Below are 18,421 nucleotides of genomic sequence, written 5' to 3' on the forward strand. Positions count from 1 at the left end.
GGGCGGCCTGCTGTGCGGCTATTGGGTCTGCCCACAAAACGGCCGCGGCTATGAGCCATGCGGCCTTCATTCGGTTAAGCACATCCGTCTCCCATCGCCGGTCGTCATGATATTCCGGAGGTCGCATGCGCGATCCCGCGTTCGAGTCCGCGCAGTTCCGCCAGCCCGCGCATGCGGCCGAGCAGCGAATAGCCGGGGTTGGTGACCTTGGTCAGGTCGTCGAGCATCTGATGGCCATGGTCCGGGCGCATCGGGATCGAGCGGCCGCTTCGCTGCTGCAGGCGGTGGACCGCCGCCACGATGTCGACCATCCCGGCATCACCCTCGAGATGCGCTGCCTCGTGAAAGGCGGTGTTCGGTTCGCGCTGCACGGAGCGCAGGTGGAAGAAGCCGATCCGGTCGCCCAACCGATCGACCATGCCGGGCAGATCGTTGTCGGCGCGCACGCCGAACGATCCGGCGCAGAAGCACAGGCCGTTGGAGGGGTTGGGCACGCGCGCGAACAGCAAGGCGACATCGGCCTCGGTGCTCACCACGCGCGGCAGGCCGAAGATCGGGAAGGGCGGATCGTCGGGGTGGACGACCAGCCGCAGCCCCAGCGCATCGGCGACGGGGCAGACCGCGGCCAGGAAGTCGGCATGGTTCGCGCGCAGGCGCTCCGCATCCACATCGGCATAGGTCTCGATCGCGGCGAGCAGCGCGGTGGAGGTGAAACTCTCCTCGCTGCCCGGCAAGCCGGCGATGATCGTCCGCTCCAGCCTGTCGCGCGTCGCCGCGTCCATGGCGTGAAAGCGCCGCGTCGCGCCTTCGACCATGGCCGGCGTATAGGAAGCGTCGGCGCCGGGCCGGCGCAGGATGTGGAGATCATAGGCCGCGACCATCTCCAGCTCGAAGCACAACGCCAGCGCGCCATCGGGAAGCGGCCAGGCCAGATCGGTCCGCGTCCAGTCGAGGATCGGCATGAAATTATAGGTGACGGTGGTGATGCCGCATGCCGCGAGGTTGCGCAGGCTTGCGCAATAGCGCTCGACCAGTCGGTCCCATCCGGGCCCGCGGGTCTTGATCTCTTCGTGCACCGGTAGGCTTTCGACCACGGTCCAGCCAAGCCCTGCCCGCTCGATCTCGCCCTTGCGCGCCGCGATCGCCTCGCGGGTCCAGACCTCGCCGTTCGCGACCTCGTGCAGCGCGGTTACGACTTCGGCCGCGCCTGCCTGACGGATGTCGCGCAGCGACACCGGATCGGACGGCCCGAACCAGCGCATCGTCTGCGTCATCAACATACGCCTTTACTCCCTTTCCGGCGCGCACCGCGCGGGGCCGGCTGCTTTACGCGTCACGTCTAGGACGCAGGTTTGAACTCGAGCGACATGCCCGAGGCTTTGTTCGGCTGGAACCCCTTCCACAAGGTGGCGGCGGGAGGTCCGGGGCTGAAGCCGGCATAGCGACCTGGCGGCGCGTCGGACCAGACGCCCTCGTTCGAATTGGGCACGAGGCCGTCGATATAGGCTGCCCTGGTCATGTCACCCTTCACATAGCGGTCGAGAAAGGCGGTGATGAAATGCGCCTCGATCGCCATCAGCCGGTCCTTGCGCCACACCGCATCCTCGAACCAGTCCTGGTCCCAATAGCTCTTCCGCATTTCCGGCGGCGCCCCGATCAGGGCGATGCTGTGCCCCGCCTCGCGAAACGTCAGCAGATAGCGTGCCGCATGCACCTCATCGTCGAACAGCGTGCGCACGCCGGGATCATAGCCGACGGTACGATCCTGGCTGCCGACGATGAACAGGGTGGGTGCCTGAATCGCGGCGACGCCGGGTGCCGCCCACATGGTAGCGCCGCGCACCGCACGCGGCGGCGAGATCGCGACCACTGCCTTCAGGCCGGCAACCTTCAACTCGCCCGCCTTCGGTCCGCCCGCGACATAGGGCGCGAGCACGTCGCGCGTGGCCCCGGCCAGCGCGGGATCGAGCGGAGCGCCCGCGGCCGTGAGCACGCCGTAACCGCCCATCGAATAGCCGATCAGCGCGGTACGATCGGCATCGGCGACGGCGAACGGCCCCTGCCCCGCCCGCGCGCGCCGCTGCGCCTCGGCGGCGACGAACGCGATGTCGAGCGGCCGTCGGGCGATCGGGCCAGCGGCCGCGGCGGCGGTACGGATGGTGATCGGCGGATCGCGAAAGGCCGGGGCGACGACGACATAGCCCTTGCTGGCCAGATTCTCGCCGAGCCACGACAGGACCTCCGGCGTGTTGCTGTATCCATGCGCCAGGATCACGAGCGGGAACCGGCCCCGGGCGGCGCGCGCGTCCGGTGTGGCGATGCCGGGAACGGTGAAGGCGATGTCGGTGCCTTTCTCCCCGGGCAGCGCCGACCGGTAGACCGTGCCGCGCCCCGGCATGGCCGCAGGATACCAGATTCTGAGCGGCAGGTGACGGTCGACGATCGCCGGCCTGTCCTGGCCCTGGAGCGGATCGGCCTGGCCGGGCTGGACGATCTCGATCGCGGCGACGCCGACCGGGTAGGACCCGAGCGCGGCAAGCTCCGGCGCGTCGACGGCGGGTTTCGCCGGCGCGTCCGCTGCCGGCGCGCTCGCCGACAACAGTGCAACGGCACCCGCCATCGCGACCGGCAGCGCAACACGAAACATTTCTTGCTCCCGATCCGTTGGAGAACAGCGGGGGCGGTGTGCGCCCCCCGCTGCCTTCAGAAATTCACGCCAACCCGGACACCGCCATAGCGACGGAAGTCGCGGGGCAGCAGTGCCTGCGTTGCCAGCTTGTTGCCGAAATTGCCCGCCGTGTTGACCAGGGAGGGGAAATATTGCTTGTCGAACAGGTTGTTGACGAAAGCGACCACCTCCCATTTATGGTCCTCGGCGCGTACGCCGAGCCCGCCATTGACGATGCCATAGGCCGGCTGGAACGTCTGGGGATCCTCCGCCACATAATAGACGCTGCTCTGATATTGCCAGCTGGCCTGGACGATGCCGCGCAGATCGCCGCCCAGCGACGGCGAATAATCGGCGTTGACCGAGAATTTCCACTCCGGCGCCTGCACCGCGCGCTGGTCGGTCAGGACCTGATAAGCGGGCTGGGCCGGTACTGGCGGCGCCGCCGGCACCGCCGGCACGCATCCCTGTGCCGGCGTCTGCAGGGGATAACATTGCGCACGCGGGAATGACGTGTATTTCGCGTCGAGATAGGCGACCGACGCGCCAAGATTGAGGTCGTTGCCGATCCGTGCGGAGGTGTCGAGTTCCACGCCCTTGGTGTTCAGTCCGCCGACATTGGTCAGACGGAAATTGCTGGTCCCGTCCGTCAGCGTCTCGATCGTCTGCGCCTGCAGATCCTCATAATCGGTGTTGAACAAGGTGAGGTTGGCCGTCACGCGCCGGTCGAGGAACTGCATGCGTGCGCCGAGCTCCCAGTCGCGCGACCGTTCCGGCCTGATCGGGCCGGCGTTGGCGCGGTTGGCGTTGAAGCCAGTGGTCAGATCATAGGTCTGGCCCTTGTAGCCGGTCGAATAGGTCGCGAAGACCATCATGTCGGGCGTGACTTCGTAGCGCCCGCTGATGCGATAGGTGCCCGCGGTATCCTCGGCACGGCCGCTGAAGAGAGACGGCGCGCCGACGGCCGCGAGATTGTCCTTGAAGGTATAGGCAATCTTCTCGTTCTGGACGCGGCCGCCGCCGGTCAGGGTCAGATGCGGCACGATCTCCCAGTCGATCTGCGCGAAGGCCGCGATCTGCTCCGATTTCGACGTCGCGAACCAGTTGGCGAGCGAGAAAGCCGGGCCGCGCAGGAAAGGCCGGTCGAACTTCACATTCGCATAATAGGCGCCCACCGTATAACGGAACGGCTTGTCGCCGGGCGAGAGCAGGCGGATTTCCTGCGTGAACAATGTCGAGTGGAACGTGCCGACCTGGATGTTGCTGCCGCTGGGAGTCGTGGACGACGTATCGTCCTGATCGAGAAAGTCGTTGAGGCGGAACTTGTCGTACGAGCTGATCGACACCAGGGTCATGTCGCCCAGCCCGACTTCCGCGCGGAGCGACCCGCCGCCGCCTTCATATTTGGTGCGCGCGTCGTAATTGTTGCTGACGTTCTGATTGTCCTCGTTGATCGTCACGCCGGGCATCGCCACCGCCGCGGTCTGGCCTGCGATACCGCGGAACAAGGCGGTCGGGTCCATGCGGATGAACGGCCGGCCGACGCTGGTATTGCCGTTGAGATAATTGCCCGACAGGGTGACGGTGACGTTGTCGGTCGGTTCCCAGCGGAGCTTGGCGCGGGTGTTGAATGCCTCGCGCCCGTTCACTTTCTTGCCGTTGAACAGGTTGCGGACATTGCCGTCCCAGTTGGAATAGCTGGCCGACAGGACATAGCCCAGTTCCGGGCTGATCGGGCCCGACACGCTGAAATTGCCGCCATATTCGCTGTCGGTGGTCGCCAGCGCATTGGCGCGGAAATGGAAGCTGTCGGTCGGCTGGCGCGTGATGATGTTGATCAGGCCGGCCGAGGCCGACTTGCCGTACAGGGTGCTCTGCGGCCCGCGCAGCACTTCGATCCGCTCGACATCGGGCAGGTCGGTGAAGGCACGCGCCTGGAAGGCGAGCGGCACTTCGTCGACCAGCACCGCGACGCTCGGCTCGACGCCGATGCCGAAGGCGAAGGTGCCGACGCCGCGCAGCGACACATTGGCGTTGACCGGATGTTCGGCCGGACGCACCGTCAACGACGGCGCGATACGGCCCAGGTCGGAGAACTGGCGCACACCAGAGGCCTGGAGCTGCGCCGACGACAGCACGGACACGGCGAGCGGCACATTCTGCACATTCTCGGCGCGCTTGTTCGCGGTAACGATGATGTCGTTGGGTTCGAGCCCGGTCTGCGCTGCTTCGGCCGGCGCGCTTTGCGGTGCCGCGGCCGAATCGGCTTGAGGCGTGGCGGCGGGGTCGGCCTTGGCCATCGCCGGCGTCGCGCCCAGCGCCAGCGACGCGGCAAGCGCCTTCAGGCAAACGGTCTGGTGGAATTTTCCCATCTTGATCCTCCCCTTGGCGTCGGATCACGAATGCCCGCGCCCGTTTCTTTGTAGTCGGTGGCTATCAAATGGCCTGACCAGTTGCAAGCCCTGCCTGACAATGACTTTCGCACCACCCGTGGTGGCTTTCGCCCTGTTGCCCGATTGTCACGGGGCTGGTATAGGCCAGTTCAGCTATGCCATTGAAGAAATTGATCAGACCAGTTGGCGACCCGGCGACGGCCACGCTGCAAGCGGACGGGCGGAAACTCTACCAGCAAGTCGCCGCCGCGGTGGCGGAGGCGATCCAGCGCGGCGATTTTGCCCCCGGACAGCGCATTCCGTCCGAACGCGAACTGGCCGACGAGTATAAGGTCAGCCGGCCGACCATCCGCGAGGCGATGATCGCGCTCGAGGTGATCGGCATCGTCCGGTCGCGTCACGGCGCGGGCATCTTCGTCACCGACAATCCGCCGCTGGACGCGCCGACCATCGGGCTCGATATCGGCGCGTTCGAGCTGACCGAGGCGCGCCGGTTGTTCGAGGCGGAGGCGGCGGCGCTAGCCGCGGTGTCCATCAGCGATGCCGAGATCGCGACGCTCGAGACGCTGATCGGCGAGATGGAACGCGAGAATCTGGAGAATATCAGCGGCGAACATGCCGATCGCGAATTCCACCTGACCATCGCACGCGCGACGCGCAACTCGGCCGTGGTCGATGTCGTCGAATCCCTGTGGGACGCGCGTTACCGCTCGCCGCTCTGCGCGCACATGCTCGAACGCGCGCGCAGCGTCGGCGTCCAGCCGCGCATCGACGAACATCAGGTCATCCTGGCGGCACTGCGCGACCGCAACCCCAAGGCGGCCCGCACGGCGATGCGCAATCACCTCGCCCGTGTGATCGACGGCCTGTTGCAGGCAACCGAGAACGACGCGGTCAACCGCGCCCGCGCCGAAGTGGAGGCCAAGCGCACTGACCTGGCGAAGCGCGTGGCGGTGTAACGCCGGTCGCCGTCAGACCCTGATGACCACGCCGCGCCGGCCCTCATGCTTGACGGCATCGCCAATCCCGCCATTCACGATCAGTTCGCGCTCCTCCCCCGGCGGCAACAGGAGCGTGATCCTGTCGTCGCCAAAGGTCCCCGGCCCCTCGCGCCGCACCTCCAGGACGATTCGTGCCGCATCCGCAGTGCCGGTAATGCACCACTGGTCGATCGCCCCTGCCCCGTCGCCGGCATCCTCGAGGGCGGACCAGGCAAAGGCGCCCTGGCGTGGCGGGAACAGCCAGACGCCGCGGCGATAGGGCCCGGGCCGCCACCCGCCTTCAGCGAGATCGACCAGCATCGCCGATCCCGCTCGCGCGAGCAGCGGCGGCGGGCCGTCGAGCGGTGCGTCGAGCACCGCCGTCACGCCGCCAGCAACGCGGTCGCCGGTCCACACGTCCAGCCACTCCGCCCCGGCCGGTGGCCGGACGGTGCGCGTATCGGCACCCGCCTCCATGACGGTGGCGACCAGCAGGTCAGGCCCGAGCAGATGCTCGTCATTTTCCGCCCAGGCCGCCGCGTCGCCGGGAAAATCGAGCCAGGTCGGCCGCACCATCGGCTCATACGCCTGATGGTATCGATGCAGCAGATCGTAGAAGAACGGCAACAATGTCTGCCGCAACGCAATCAGGCGCCGGATCGCGGGCAGCGATTCGGGGTACATCCAGGGCTCGTTGACGCTGCGATCGTCGTTCCAGCTATGGATGCTGAAGCGCGGCATCAGCACGCCCGCCTGCACCCAGCGGACCAGCAATTCCGGCGACGGCGCCGGCCCGGCGAACCCGCCGACGTCATGCCCGCTGTTCGACACACCGGACAGCGCCAGGCCGATCGCCATGCGGGCATTGTAGCGCAACGTCTTCCACTCGGTGCGATTGTCGCCGCTCCACGTCTGGGCATAGCGTTGCAGCCCCGCCATGCCCGACCGGGTGACGACATAGGGGCGGTTGGCCGGCGCGGCCTCGGTCTGGGCGCGGCGTGAGGCCCGCGACATCAGCAGGGGCTGGACGGGGCGCCAATCGGCCGCCGCGCGAGGCGTGCCGAAGCCCGCAAACCGCGCCCGCCTGTCCCAGATCTCATATTCGTTATTGTCGTTCCAGGTCGCGACGATGCCCTGGTCGAGCAGAGCGCTGCCGACCTGCGCCCGCCACCACTGCGCCGCGGCGGGATTGGTGAAGTCGATATAGCTGCCGACTTCGTCCCAGAACTGCGCTTCCACCGGCACACCCTCCGCATCGGCCACGAACAGCCCCTCGGCGGCGACCTCGTCATAGCGCGGATGGCTGCGCAGTAGCGCCGGCTTGATGTTCGGAACGAGCTGGATCCCCGCCGCCGCATAGCTTTGGACGAAGTGGGCGGGCTCCGGGAATTTCTCCCGATTCCAGTGGAACACATATCTCTTGTCGCCGATCGAGGTGTAGCCCGAGGACAGATGAAACGAGGTGCAGCCGATATCGTGCTCCGCCAGCTTCTCGATGAACCCGGCCATCTGCACCGCGGCGTCGGGCGCGTCGGTATAGGTCATGGTCGATCCCGAATAACCGAGCGACCAGCGCGGCATCAGCGCCGGCCGGCCGGTCAGCCACGTGAAGCGGCGCGTCACCGCCAGCGGATCGGGCCCGGCGATCATCCACAGGTCGAGATCGCCGGCCTCCGCCACCATGTGGCGATACAGGCCGTGATAATTGTCCAGCTCGCGGCCGAAATCGAACGCCGTGTCGGCAAGCGTGTCGTAAAAGGCGCCGTGGCAGTGCCCGGCAGCGTCGGCGACCAAGATATAGGGGATCGACTTGTACAGCGGATCGCCATTCTCGGCGTCATAGCCCATCGGATCGAGATTGGTCAGGCGGAAGCTGCGCCCCGCGCGGTCCGTATCGCCCGAACGGTCGCCCAGGCCGTAGAAGCGCTCGCCCGGTCGCCGCGCGCAATAATGGTGCACGCGGCCGTCCCACCAGCCAAAGTCATAGGCCTGGGTCGGCCGGTCCTCCGCCATCAGGCGCCACTCGGCGCCGTCATGCTGTTCCCAGATGCAGTGCAGCCCGTGCAGGCGAATCCGCACGCGCAGCCGGGCCGTTGCGACCGTCACTACCCCATCCAGAGTCTCGACGTGGAAATCCGGACAGGTGAAGCCGTCCAGATCCATCCGGTCGCGCCCCGGCTCGGCGATATCTGCAGCGCCCGGCGCGATCGCCCAGCTCGGCGGGCTCGTCACGGCGCCATCGGCGAGCAGGAGCAGCCGCGCGATATCCTCCTCCAGCACGAACAGATGCGCCGTCGCCCCGGTATCGGCCACCAGCGTCAGCCGGCCCCGCGCCTGTTCATGCACCGCGAACAGCGGCGGGTTGGACAAGGTGGCGCGCTTCATCGGCGGGACTCCGCGGGAACGAGGTGGCGAATGCTGACGACCAGGACCGCGGCACCGATCAGGTCGAACACCGACAAGGCCGCGAACAGCGGCGCATAGCCGATCGTATCGGCGAGCTGGCCGATCAGCAGCGAGAACAGCAGCCCGCCGATCCAGCCCGCCTGGCCGATAAAGCCGTTGGCGGTGGCGACCTCCTCGGCGGTGAAGACATCGGCCGACAGGGTGTTGATCAGCACCGAGATCATCTGGTGCGCGAAGCCGCCGACGCAGAACAGCGCGATCGCGGTATAGGGGCTTGCGGCTAGGCCGATGCATCCCGGCGCGATCATCAGCACCGCCGCCAGGACGATGCCGGCGACGCGCGACGTGATCAGCGACAGGCGCAGCCGCCCCATCAGGAACGGCGACAGATAGCCGCCGAGCACGCCACCGAGATCGGCCGCGAGGAAGGGCAGCCAGGCGAACAGAGCGATCTGCTTCAGGTCCATGCCGCGCTCGGTGGCAAGATAGAGCGGGATCCAGAAGCTGAAGGTCTGCCAGGCCGGCTCGGCGAGGAAGCGCGGCACCGCGATCACCCAGAATTTCGGCGTGCCGAGGATCTCGCGCGCCGTCGCGCGGCGACCGGTCAGGGGCGGCCGGTCGGCCTGGATCAGCGCCAGCTCGTCGGGCGTGATCGCCGGATGCTCGGCCGGGCTGCGGTAGAAGCCATACCACGCCGCCGCCCATACCAGCCCGACCGCGCCGGTGACGACAAAGGCCAGGCGCCAGTCGGCCCATAACGACACCGCCACGACCACCGGCGGGGCGATCAGCGCGCCGAGCGAGGTGCCCGCGTTGAACCAGCCGACCGCGACGGAGCGTTCCCGCGCGGGGAACCAGGTCGCGATCGCCTTGATCCCGGCCGGCACCGCCGCCGCCTCCGCCATGCCGAGCAGACCGCGGAAGAACATCAGGCCAAGCCAGCCGGCGGCGAGCGCATGCAGCATGTTGGCGATGGACCAGGCAACGCCGAACAGGGCGAAGCCGCTGCGCAGTCCGATCCGGTCGACGACGAAACCGGCCACCGGCTGCATCACGGTATAGGCCAGCTGGAAGGCGCCGACGACATAGCTGTATTGCTGAGTCGTCATGCCGAGACTGGTCTTGAGCTCGGGCGCCAGCACGCCGAGCGAATTGCGCGCGAGATAATTGGCGATCGTGCCGAAGCAGATCAGCGCGACGATCCACCAGCGCAGATATGGTATTCGCCTCAACCCTTCCCTCCCGCCAGGCCACCGGCCCGTTTCTCTTATGCCGTCGGACTATCCCACCCGTCACCCTTTGTCGATATTGGTCAGGCCAGAAAGTCGCGTAGAGCCTCGATGGCCTGACAATTTTGCGCGCGACAGGTTGACGAAGCTGCTTGGGCGGCGTCTTATCGCCGGTAATTCGCGGCGCGGGCAACGTCCCGCAGACCGTTTCAGCAGAGGAGAGAGTGGATGAAGGCGGCCAAATCGCGCGGTGGGATAGCCCTGAAGCTGACCGCCGCCAGCGTCCTGATTGGCTTGACCAGTAGCGCCGCCTACGCTCAGCGCGAGCTTGCCTGGATGAGTCCGTCCGTCGTTTCCAGCCAGGCCGCGGCAACGACCGATACCGCCAGGGAGAAGATCGCGCGGCGTCGCGCGCATCAGCTGATCGCCGCGATGACCCTGGCGCAGAAGATGCAGCAGCTCACCGGCAGCATGCCGGCGCTGCTGCCCGAATTGCCGAACTGCTATGGCGCGCGCCATGTGACGGGTAACCCCGCTCTCGCCATTCCGACCTTCCGCATCACCAACGGCCCGGTCGGCGTCGGCCAGAATGACTGTGTCGACAAGAGCGTGCAGGCCGAAGCTGCCGCCGGGGGCAATGCGATCTACGCCGCCTATTCGCATCCCAGCTCGGCGCAGGCGACGGCGCTTCCCTCCGGCATGGCGATCGCCGCGTCGTTCGACCCGCGCGTCGCCGCGGCTTTCGGCGGCGTCATCGCCACCGAGATGACCAATCTCGCGCTCCACGTCTTCGAGGCGCCGGGCGTGAACCTGGCGCGCCTGCCGATCCTCGGCCGCAACTTCGAATATTTCGGGGAGGATCCCTTGCTGTCGGGCACGATGGCCGTGGCCGAGACCAGGGCGGTGCAGTCGCACGGCATCATCGCGATGGCGAAGCACTTCGTCGCGAACGAGCAGGAAACCAACCGGATGACCATCCAGGAGACGGTGGACGAGCAGGTGCTGCGCGAACTTTACCTGATTCCGTTCGAAATGGCGGTGAAGGACGGCCGCGTCGCGAGCATCATGTGCTCGTATAATTATGTGAACGGCCTCCATTCCTGCGAGAACGAACCCCTGCTGAACGGCGTGCTGCGCCGCGACTGGGGCTTTACCGGCTATGTCCAGTCCGATTTCTTCGCGATGAAAAGCACGGCGCCGACGCTGGCGGGCGGCATGGACCATGAGATGCCGACCCCGATCCACTGGACTCCCGCCAAGCTGAACGCCGCGCTGGCAAGCGGCGCGATCACCACCGGTGAGATCGATACCGCGCTGGAGCGCCGCTATACGCAGATGTTCAAGGCCGGCATCTTCGACCGGCCGCTGGTCCAGACGCCGATCGACTTCCAGGCAGGCGGACGCAAGGCGCGCGAGATCGGCGCCCGGTCCGCGGTGCTGCTGCAGAACAACGGCGCCCTGCCGATCGTGCGGAATGCGCGGGTGATCGCCCTGGTCGGCAAGGCGTCGCAGGTCTACGCGCAACAGGCCGTGGCCGGCGGATCGGTCCTGGGCCGCTCGATGGGGGCGGGCGGCGGCAGTTCCGACGTCGTCCCGCATTATACCGTGTCGCCGATCGACGGTATCCGCACCGCGCTGCGCGAGATGGGCCACGACGACACTCAGGTGAGGATGGTGCTGGTCGACGACGCCAACGCATCGGCGACGGTCGACGGCAAGGCATCGTCCTTTGCCGCGGCGCTCGATCAGGTCGCGGCGGCGGACGCGGTGGTCGTCATGGCAGGCACGAACGCCGAAGAAGGCGCGGATCGCGCGACGTTCAGGGACGCGACCGGGCGGGAACTGGCCGCGAGCGCGGCGGCGGGCAGTTCGCTCGACTGGTACGTCGCCAGGCCCAATCTGATCGCGACGCAGGACCCGGGCGCCAACACCGCCCGGTCGAGCCAGACGGTCGCGATGCTGGCCGGCATCATGGCGACCCGGTCCACCACCGGGCGTCCGATGTCGCAGAAGACCGTGCTCGTGCTGAAGGACAATGCCGGCGTCGCGATCGACCCCGGTCTGCTCGGTCCGCAGGGTCCTTCGATCCTGGAGGTGTGGTTTCCGGGCCAGGAAGACGGCAACATCGTCGCGGACCTGCTGTTCGGCCGGACGAACCCGTCGGGCAAGCTGCCGGTCACCTTTCCGCTTACCGGCAAGGGTTTTCTCGACTCGGTCACGCCGCAGCAATTTCCCGGCGTCCCCGGCAGCGACGGCAAGTCACCGTCGGTCACCTATAGCGAGAAGCTCGACATCGGCTATCGCTGGTACGACGCCAATGCCGGCGGCCACTGCGCCGTGACGGCAGGCAGCAACCCGTGCATCGCCTTCCCGTTCGGCCATGGCCTGTCCTATACCAGCTTCGCCACCTCGAGCCCCAGGCTGGCGCCTGACCGGCGGACAGGCAGCTACCGCGTGACGATGACCGTGAAAAACACCGGGAAGCGCGCCGGCGCTCAGATCGTGCAGGCCTATCTGTCGCTGCCGGCCAGCGCCAATGCGCTCGGCGCCGCGCAGCCCCCCAAAAGACTGGTCGGTTTCGACCGCGTCGAGCTGGAACCCGGTGCATCCCGCCAGGTCACGATCACGATCGATCCGGCGAGCAGCCATCATCCGCTTGGCGTGTGGAGCAAGGCCGCCGGGCGCTGGGTCATTCCGTCGGGAAGATATGAGGTCAAGGTCGGCACCTCGTCCTCGCCGCGCGACCTGGTCCCGGCGGGGGCGTTTACCCGCTAGAGTACAAACCTGCCGTCATGCTGAACTCGTTTCAGCATCCAATGTGCAACAACCAATGCCGCCGCTGGTGGAGCGTTGGATGCTGAAACCAGTTCAGCATGACGGCATTCAACTATCGATCAAACGACCTTCAGTTCCAGGCCGCCAGTCCTACCCCAATTTCGCCCGCCGCGCGTCACTCGCCGCACCCGCCGGTCCCTCCAGGAACGCCGCCACCCGTGCGTCGACATCCGCCTCGGCGGCCTCGTCGCGCGAGAAATTGTCCATGCCCAGCTCCAGCACCGCGATCCCCGCATCGCGCAGCGCGCGCAGCACCAGCGGATCGGCATCGGACAGCGCCACCGCGCCATCGCACTGGTGCAGCCGCGCTTCCTTGACGTGCCACGCCCCCGCCCAGGTCGGCATGCGCAGCTCGTCGCCCATCGTCACGAAGCGCGCGGCCAGTGCCCGCAGCGGATCGCGCCCGCGATCGTGGCGGCGGATATAGCCGTCGGCCGCCAGGCTCAGATACATCGAACAGACGAACACCGCGCCATGGCTCTCTTCCCAGCGCTGATAGAATTGCATGTCGCTCCACAGCCCGCGGCCGACGAACATCAGCCGGATGCGCTCGTTCGGGCACGCCGCCTCGCCCGCCCGCACCCGCTCGGCCACCTCGTCATGGAAATCGCGTGCCGCATCGCGCGCCCATTCGGTCCCGCGATGCCATTGCGGCACCATCGTCGCGGGCATGGTGTCGACGATGCCGACCGGCACCGGCACGGTCCGCGCGATCAGGTCGCGCGTCTCGCGATAATGGTCCTCCTGCTCGTTGACGAGAGTCATCACTTCCTCGAGCCGCGCGGGATCGAACCGCGCGCCCGACAGCTCTTCCAGCTCGGCGATCGCCAGCTTGAGCTCCGCCTCGAACAGGTCGAGCCGCTCGGGCTCGATGAAATCGTCCCAGCGGTCCGCCAGCCCGTCCCACCAGTCGATCGGGATATCCCAGCGACATTCGACGCTGCGCTGGAACCGCTGCAACCGCGCGCCCGTCGCCGCCTGCCACGCCTCGAACAGATGGGTGGTCGCGTCAGTGCTCGCCACCATGCCCAGCACGTCAGGCCGCGGCAGCCCGCCCCAGGGTGCCAGCGCCGCGTCATCGTCGAACGCCGCCGCCACGCCCTGCGCGCTATAGGCTTCCACCGCCGGCGGCAGGTCGTTGGCCGCGAGCAGCCCGGCGTACCGCGGAGATTGCTGCTTGGCCGCGACGATCGACGCCCACCATTGATTGACCACGAAGGGAATGCCGATCGCGCGCAGCATCTCCTGCGGCGCATTGGCGTTCACCGCCGCGAAGGTCTTGCCGGACAGGGCGGCAGCGCGGACCTCGGCGAACCACTCGCGCTGATAGGCGCCGAAGCGCGCCACCGCCGCCAGCGACTTGCGGCTGCGCGGCGCGCGCGGACGGGGCGCTGGAGCGGCCTCCTCTGGTTCCGGCACGACACTCGCCGCAGCCGCATGGCCATCGGCGATAAAGCGCGCGATCGAGTCGCTGTCCGGTGCCGCAGCGAGCATCGGCACGCCGCTCGCCTCGATCGCGCGGCGCAGGGCAGCGACCTCCCAGGGTGCGCTGTCGTCGCCGCTGCGGCTGAGATGCAGCACCCGCTCGGGCCGAAGCCGCGCCACCGCCGCGCCGAGGCCCGTGGCCCGGTCCGCCGTGCCGGAAAACACACCCCACACCGGCGTCAGCGAGGACCGCGCCAGCGCCGCGATCGGATCGCCATCGCGCGCCAGCGCCCGATGCACCCGCGCCGCGCCCCATCCATGATCCTCGCCGATCACCAGCGCCCCCAGCGCCTCGATCCGCGCGATCGTGGCGACGTCCTCGATATCGCTCCCGCTGAGCAGCGTGCGCGCCCCCGAACGCACCGGCAGCTCAGCCTTCCCGGCCTCGATCGCCGCCAGCAGATCGGCAAATTCGTCCACCGGCAGGATCGACGCCGCCGCGACAAGGATGTGCGCCTCGACCCCGCTCAGCCGGCCCTCGGCCCGCAGCCCGAGCACCGATACCACCGCCTCCCGCTGCGCCTCGCGCCGACCGATCGCTCCGCCCAGGTCGCCCGTTCCGCCCAGCCAGGCCACCGCCTGCTCGACCCGGATGCGGTTATAGCGCTCGGTCGCAGGCCGATCGATCGTCAGCAGGTCGAGGAAATGCACCTCGGGCCTGGCAATTGCCCCGGTCCGCGCCAGCTCGCGCAACGTCGCGAAGATCTGCGGCTGCTCGGTATCCGCATGCGAGATCAGCAGCGCATCCCCGGCCGGCAGCGCGATGATCTCCGCCAGCAGCGATCGCCCGCGCTCGCCCAGGGTCTCGGCGCTGACCATCGCATCGATCGCGCTGCGGTCGACCCGCGCATCGGGCACGAGGCGGATCGGATGGAACCCCGCTGCATCGACCAGCGCATAGGGCAGGTCGCTGCCCAGCATCCACGCCACCCGCCGCCCCGCCGCGCGCACCTCCGCCGCCACCGCACGCGGATCGGCGCACGCCCCGGCCAGCCGGGCAAGCGCCGCGGCCGCGGTCATGCGACCACGCCGTCCCGGGTCAGCTCGGCGATGGTCGCCGCGTCATACCCCAGCAACTCGCCATAGACGCTGTCATTATGCTCGCCGATCATGACCGGCAGGACCGGGTCGAAGCCCGATCGCGACGCGGAGAACTGGATCGGAATGCCCGCAGTGCGCAGCTCGACGACCGAGGCGTAGTCGGGATGCGACACCGCATTGGTCTCCTCGCGCGCCACCACGCGCGGATCGGTCAGCGCCTCTTCCGGGTGACGCACCGGCGCGACCGGCACGCCCTCCGCCTCCAGCGCGGCGACGGCCTGCGCCACCGTCAGCGCCTTCGACCATGCGGTGATCGTCGCCTCGAGCACGGGCGCGTTGGCGACCCGGTTGTCGCGCGTCGCGAAACGCGGATCCTCCAGCAGTTCGGGCTGCCCCATCGCCGCGAACAGCCCGGCCGCAAGCTTGTGGTGCACCGCGACCAGCGCGATATAGCCGTCGGCGCATTCGAACACGCCGAACGGCGACAGCCGCTGCACCGTCAGCCCGGTCCGCGCCGGCATGTCCACCGCGCGCATCGCCGCCCAATTCTCGATCGCGACGAACGAGGTGAGCGCGCCGAGCATCGAGATGTCGACATGCTGCCCCTCCCCGGTCCGCTCGCGCTGATGAATCGCGGACAGAATGCCGATCACCGCGAACACCGGCGCAAGCATGTCGGCGATCGGCACGCCCATGCGCACGGGCGGATGGTCGGTATCGCCGCTGGTGTACATCGCGCCGGACAGCGCCTGGATGATCACGTCCATCGCCTTGCCGCCCTCGGGCGCGTCGGCGCCGAAGCCGCTCAGCGAGCAATAGACGATGCGCGGATTGGCCTCGCGCGCCGCCCCGTACCCCACGCCGAGCCGGTCGGCGGTGCCCGCGGTGAAATTCTCGACCACGATGTCGGCAGTCTTCACCAGATCACGGAACACGTCGCGCGCGCGCGGATGTTTGAGGTTCAGCGCCACGCCGCGCTTGCCCCGGGCGCGCGTCAGATGGGAGATCGAGATGTCGTCCTCATGCCGCCGCTCGATGACGACGCCGTCGCGCCCCACATAGGGGCTGTTCTCGCGCGCCAGGTCGCCGCCCTTGGGATCCTCCACCTTGATCACTTCGGCGCCGAGCCCGGCGAGCAGCAAGGTGGCATAAGGCCCGGCCAGAGCGCGGGTCAGGTCGATCACGCGCAGCCCTTCCAGCGGGCGCGGCAGATCAGCATCGGTCATGTCGAAAACCCCAATTCGGTCAATATGGTCTCGGTATCGGCGCCCGCGAGCCGCGCCGGGCGCGGCGCAACGGCGGGCGTGTCGGACAGGTTGATCGGCGATCCGATATGGCGGATCGTGCCGCTCCCGCTCGCCACGGCGATCGACATGCCGCGCGCGATATTGTGCGGATCGGCCAATGCTTCCTCGACCGAATTGACCGCCGCGAACTGCGTATCGGCCTCGGCCAGCAGCGCCAGCCAGTGATCGAGCGGCTGTGCGAGGAACGCGGCATTCAGCCAGGCGATGATCTCCACCCGGCGCGTTTTGTCGTTCTGCGCCGCGATGAAGTCCGGACAGCCCATCGCCGTGCAGAACCGCTCCCAGTATCGCGGCTCCATGTCGGTCACGACGATGAAGCGCCCGTCGCGCGTCTCGTAGATGCCGCTGTCGGCACGGTGCCGCCCGCGTCCCGGCGCGCGCGACAGATCGGGATTGCGCGAGATCACCGGCGCGATCAGCGCCATCGCGCTGTCCGACATGGCGATGTCGACGCGCTGGCCGCGCCCGGTCGTATGGCGCGCCTGAAGGGCGGCGAGGATGCCGATCACCGCATTCGATCCGCTCAGCAGATCGGCGACCGGCACGCCCGCCGATCCCGGCCTGGCCGGATCCTCGCCGATCCGCGACAGCGCACCCGACACGGCGAGCGCGACCGGATCATGCCCGGGCTTGTCGCGATACGGCCCGGTCTGGCCACACAACGTGACCGAGCAATAGATCAGCCTCGGGTTGATCGCCGCGACCGCCTCATAGCTGAAACCCATCGAATCCAGCACGCCCGGCCGGTAATCCTCGACCAGCACATCGGCACTGCGCAGCAACGCCTCGATCGGTTCGCGCGACTCCGCCGCGCCGGGGTCGATCAACATGCTGCGCTTGTTGCGCGCGAAGATGTCCTGCCCGCGAATGCGTGCGCGCTCCGCCTCGGGCAGCTTGTCCCAGCCGAACACCTTGGCCTGTTTCGCCAGTTCGCGCGGATGCTCGATCCGCACCACGTCCGCGCCCAGATCGGCCAGCATCCAGGTGCAATAAGGCCCCGGCAGGAACTTCGAGAAATCGACGACCCGGATGCCCTGCAACGGGCCGGCCATGGCGCTGTCCGTCATGCCGCGCTCCATTGGTAAAGCGGCCCGGGCACACGCACCGCATGCCCGTCGACCTTGTCGTCACGCCACAGGCCACGCGCGGCGAGATGCGGACTCGCGATCACATCGGCCGCCTCGTCGATCGCCGACAGCCCCATGCCATGCTTGTTGGACATCGCGCTCAGCTCGGCCCTTGTGTGAGTCATCAGCCACGCGCCGATCTCGCCTTCCCATGCCTGCAACGTCTCCTGCGGCATGTCCGCGACCAGGATCGCCTCCCAGTCGATCGCGCCCAGGTCGCCCGCCATGCCATCCTCGGCCATGCGCGCGACGGTCGCGCGCATCATCGGCGGATTGTCGACCAGCGCCCAGGTGACGAAGCCGTCGGCGCAGGACCAGATCTGCTTCACGCCGGATTTGCCGCGCACCAGCAGATTGCCCGTGCGCTGCCCGACCTTGCCCGCCCATTGCCAGCTCACCGGCTCGCGGTAATTGGCGAGCACGGCGGATCGATAGGCCGAGACGATCACCCGCTCGCCCAGCCCGCTCGCCGCGCGCGCATTGAGCGCGGTCAGCGCGGCGATCGCGCCGTGGATGCCGGCCAGCGCCCAGGCCTGGCGCCCGGGCAGCGCCATGGGCGGCCGGTCCGGATCGCCGACGATCGCCAGCAGGCCGGACCGCGCCATGATCGTCAGATCGGTGGCCGGCCGCCCCGCGTTGCGCCCATGCGGATCGAAGGCAAGGATCGCCACATCGATCAGTCGCTCGTTGGTCGCGCCCAGCCCCGCCGGCATCGCCTCCGGCCCACGCAGCAGCACGTCCGCTTCGTCGACCAGAGCACGCAGCGCCGCATCGTCCAGCGCCATGCGCTCGATCCTTTTGCCCCGCCGCGCCATCGCGATCTCGGCCGCATCGCCGACGGGGTCGGCCCATTCGACCTGCACCACATCGGCACCCAGTTCCGCGAGCATCACGCCGGCATAGCCGCCGAGATCGCGGGTCAGGTCGACCACTTTCAGATGACCGAGCAT

General features: G+C 68.1%; 11 protein-coding genes. 2 read left to right on the forward strand and 9 right to left on the reverse strand.

The annotated features are described in order from the left end of the window. Window positions 1-104: 104 nt before the first annotated feature. From uxuA to ACZ1I2_RS22870, 3 genes are all read right to left on the reverse strand, one after another. Entirely contained in the window at window positions 105-1,274 is a 1,170-nt protein-coding gene (uxuA, locus tag ACZ1I2_RS22860; RefSeq protein ID WP_465175723.1) for a mannonate dehydratase, read from the reverse strand. A 65-nt stretch (window positions 1,275-1,339) separates the two neighbouring features. Beyond that, window positions 1,340-2,647, reverse strand: coding sequence for an alpha/beta hydrolase family protein (locus ACZ1I2_RS22865; protein WP_465181540.1), 1,308 nt, complete (start codon window positions 2,645-2,647; stop codon window positions 1,340-1,342). 56 nt (window positions 2,648-2,703) lie between these two features. Next, window positions 2,704-5,040 carry a TonB-dependent receptor gene (locus tag ACZ1I2_RS22870; RefSeq protein ID WP_465175721.1) on the reverse strand — a complete coding sequence of 779 codons (2,337 nt, stop codon included), beginning with the start codon at window positions 5,038-5,040 and terminating at the stop codon, window positions 2,704-2,706. Between the two features lie 191 nt (window positions 5,041-5,231). Here ACZ1I2_RS22870 and ACZ1I2_RS22875 point away from each other — a divergent pair, with 191 nt between their 5' ends. After that, complete coding sequence (locus ACZ1I2_RS22875; RefSeq protein ID WP_465171885.1) at window positions 5,232-6,020, forward strand: FadR/GntR family transcriptional regulator; 789 nt, start codon at window positions 5,232-5,234, stop codon at window positions 6,018-6,020. A gap of 12 nt (window positions 6,021-6,032) precedes the next feature. Here ACZ1I2_RS22875 and ACZ1I2_RS22880 read toward each other — a convergent pair whose 3' ends face one another. After that, window positions 6,033-8,426 (reverse strand): glycoside hydrolase family 31 protein, encoded by a 2,394-nt coding sequence (locus ACZ1I2_RS22880; protein ID WP_465175720.1) that lies wholly within the window; start codon window positions 8,424-8,426, stop codon window positions 6,033-6,035. Continuing rightward, window positions 8,423-9,679, reverse strand: a complete 1,257-nt coding sequence (locus tag ACZ1I2_RS22885; protein WP_465175719.1) for an MFS transporter — start codon at window positions 9,677-9,679, stop codon at window positions 8,423-8,425. The genes ACZ1I2_RS22880 and ACZ1I2_RS22885 overlap by 4 nt, the downstream gene beginning before the upstream one ends. A gap of 225 nt (window positions 9,680-9,904) precedes the next feature. On the opposite strand from ACZ1I2_RS22885, the gene ACZ1I2_RS22890 reads away from it, so the two are divergent. After that, window positions 9,905-12,451 (forward strand): beta-glucosidase, encoded by a 2,547-nt coding sequence (locus ACZ1I2_RS22890; RefSeq protein ID WP_465175718.1) that lies wholly within the window; start codon window positions 9,905-9,907, stop codon window positions 12,449-12,451. A gap of 150 nt (window positions 12,452-12,601) precedes the next feature. Here the strand turns inward: ACZ1I2_RS22890 and ACZ1I2_RS22895 are convergent, their stop codons facing one another. The 4 genes from ACZ1I2_RS22895 to ACZ1I2_RS22910 are packed head-to-tail and all read right to left on the reverse strand — an operon-like array spanning window position 12,602 to window position 18,421. Further along, a complete protein-coding gene (locus ACZ1I2_RS22895) occupies window positions 12,602-15,016 on the reverse strand; it encodes a 2-hydroxyacyl-CoA dehydratase (protein ID WP_465175717.1) in 2,415 nt (804 codons plus the stop codon). Further along, window positions 15,013-16,263 (reverse strand): CaiB/BaiF CoA transferase family protein, encoded by a 1,251-nt coding sequence (locus ACZ1I2_RS22900; RefSeq protein ID WP_465171879.1) that lies wholly within the window; start codon window positions 16,261-16,263, stop codon window positions 15,013-15,015. The genes ACZ1I2_RS22895 and ACZ1I2_RS22900 overlap by 4 nt, the downstream gene beginning before the upstream one ends. Then, complete coding sequence (locus ACZ1I2_RS22905; protein ID WP_465175716.1) at window positions 16,260-17,411, reverse strand: CaiB/BaiF CoA transferase family protein; 1,152 nt, start codon at window positions 17,409-17,411, stop codon at window positions 16,260-16,262. The genes ACZ1I2_RS22900 and ACZ1I2_RS22905 overlap by 4 nt, the downstream gene beginning before the upstream one ends. Continuing rightward, entirely contained in the window at window positions 17,408-18,421 is a 1,014-nt protein-coding gene (locus tag ACZ1I2_RS22910; protein ID WP_465177096.1) for a CoA transferase, read from the reverse strand. The genes ACZ1I2_RS22905 and ACZ1I2_RS22910 overlap by 4 nt, the downstream gene beginning before the upstream one ends.

The sequence above is a fragment of the Sphingomonas sp. BL-S-29 genome, assembly GCF_055521495.1.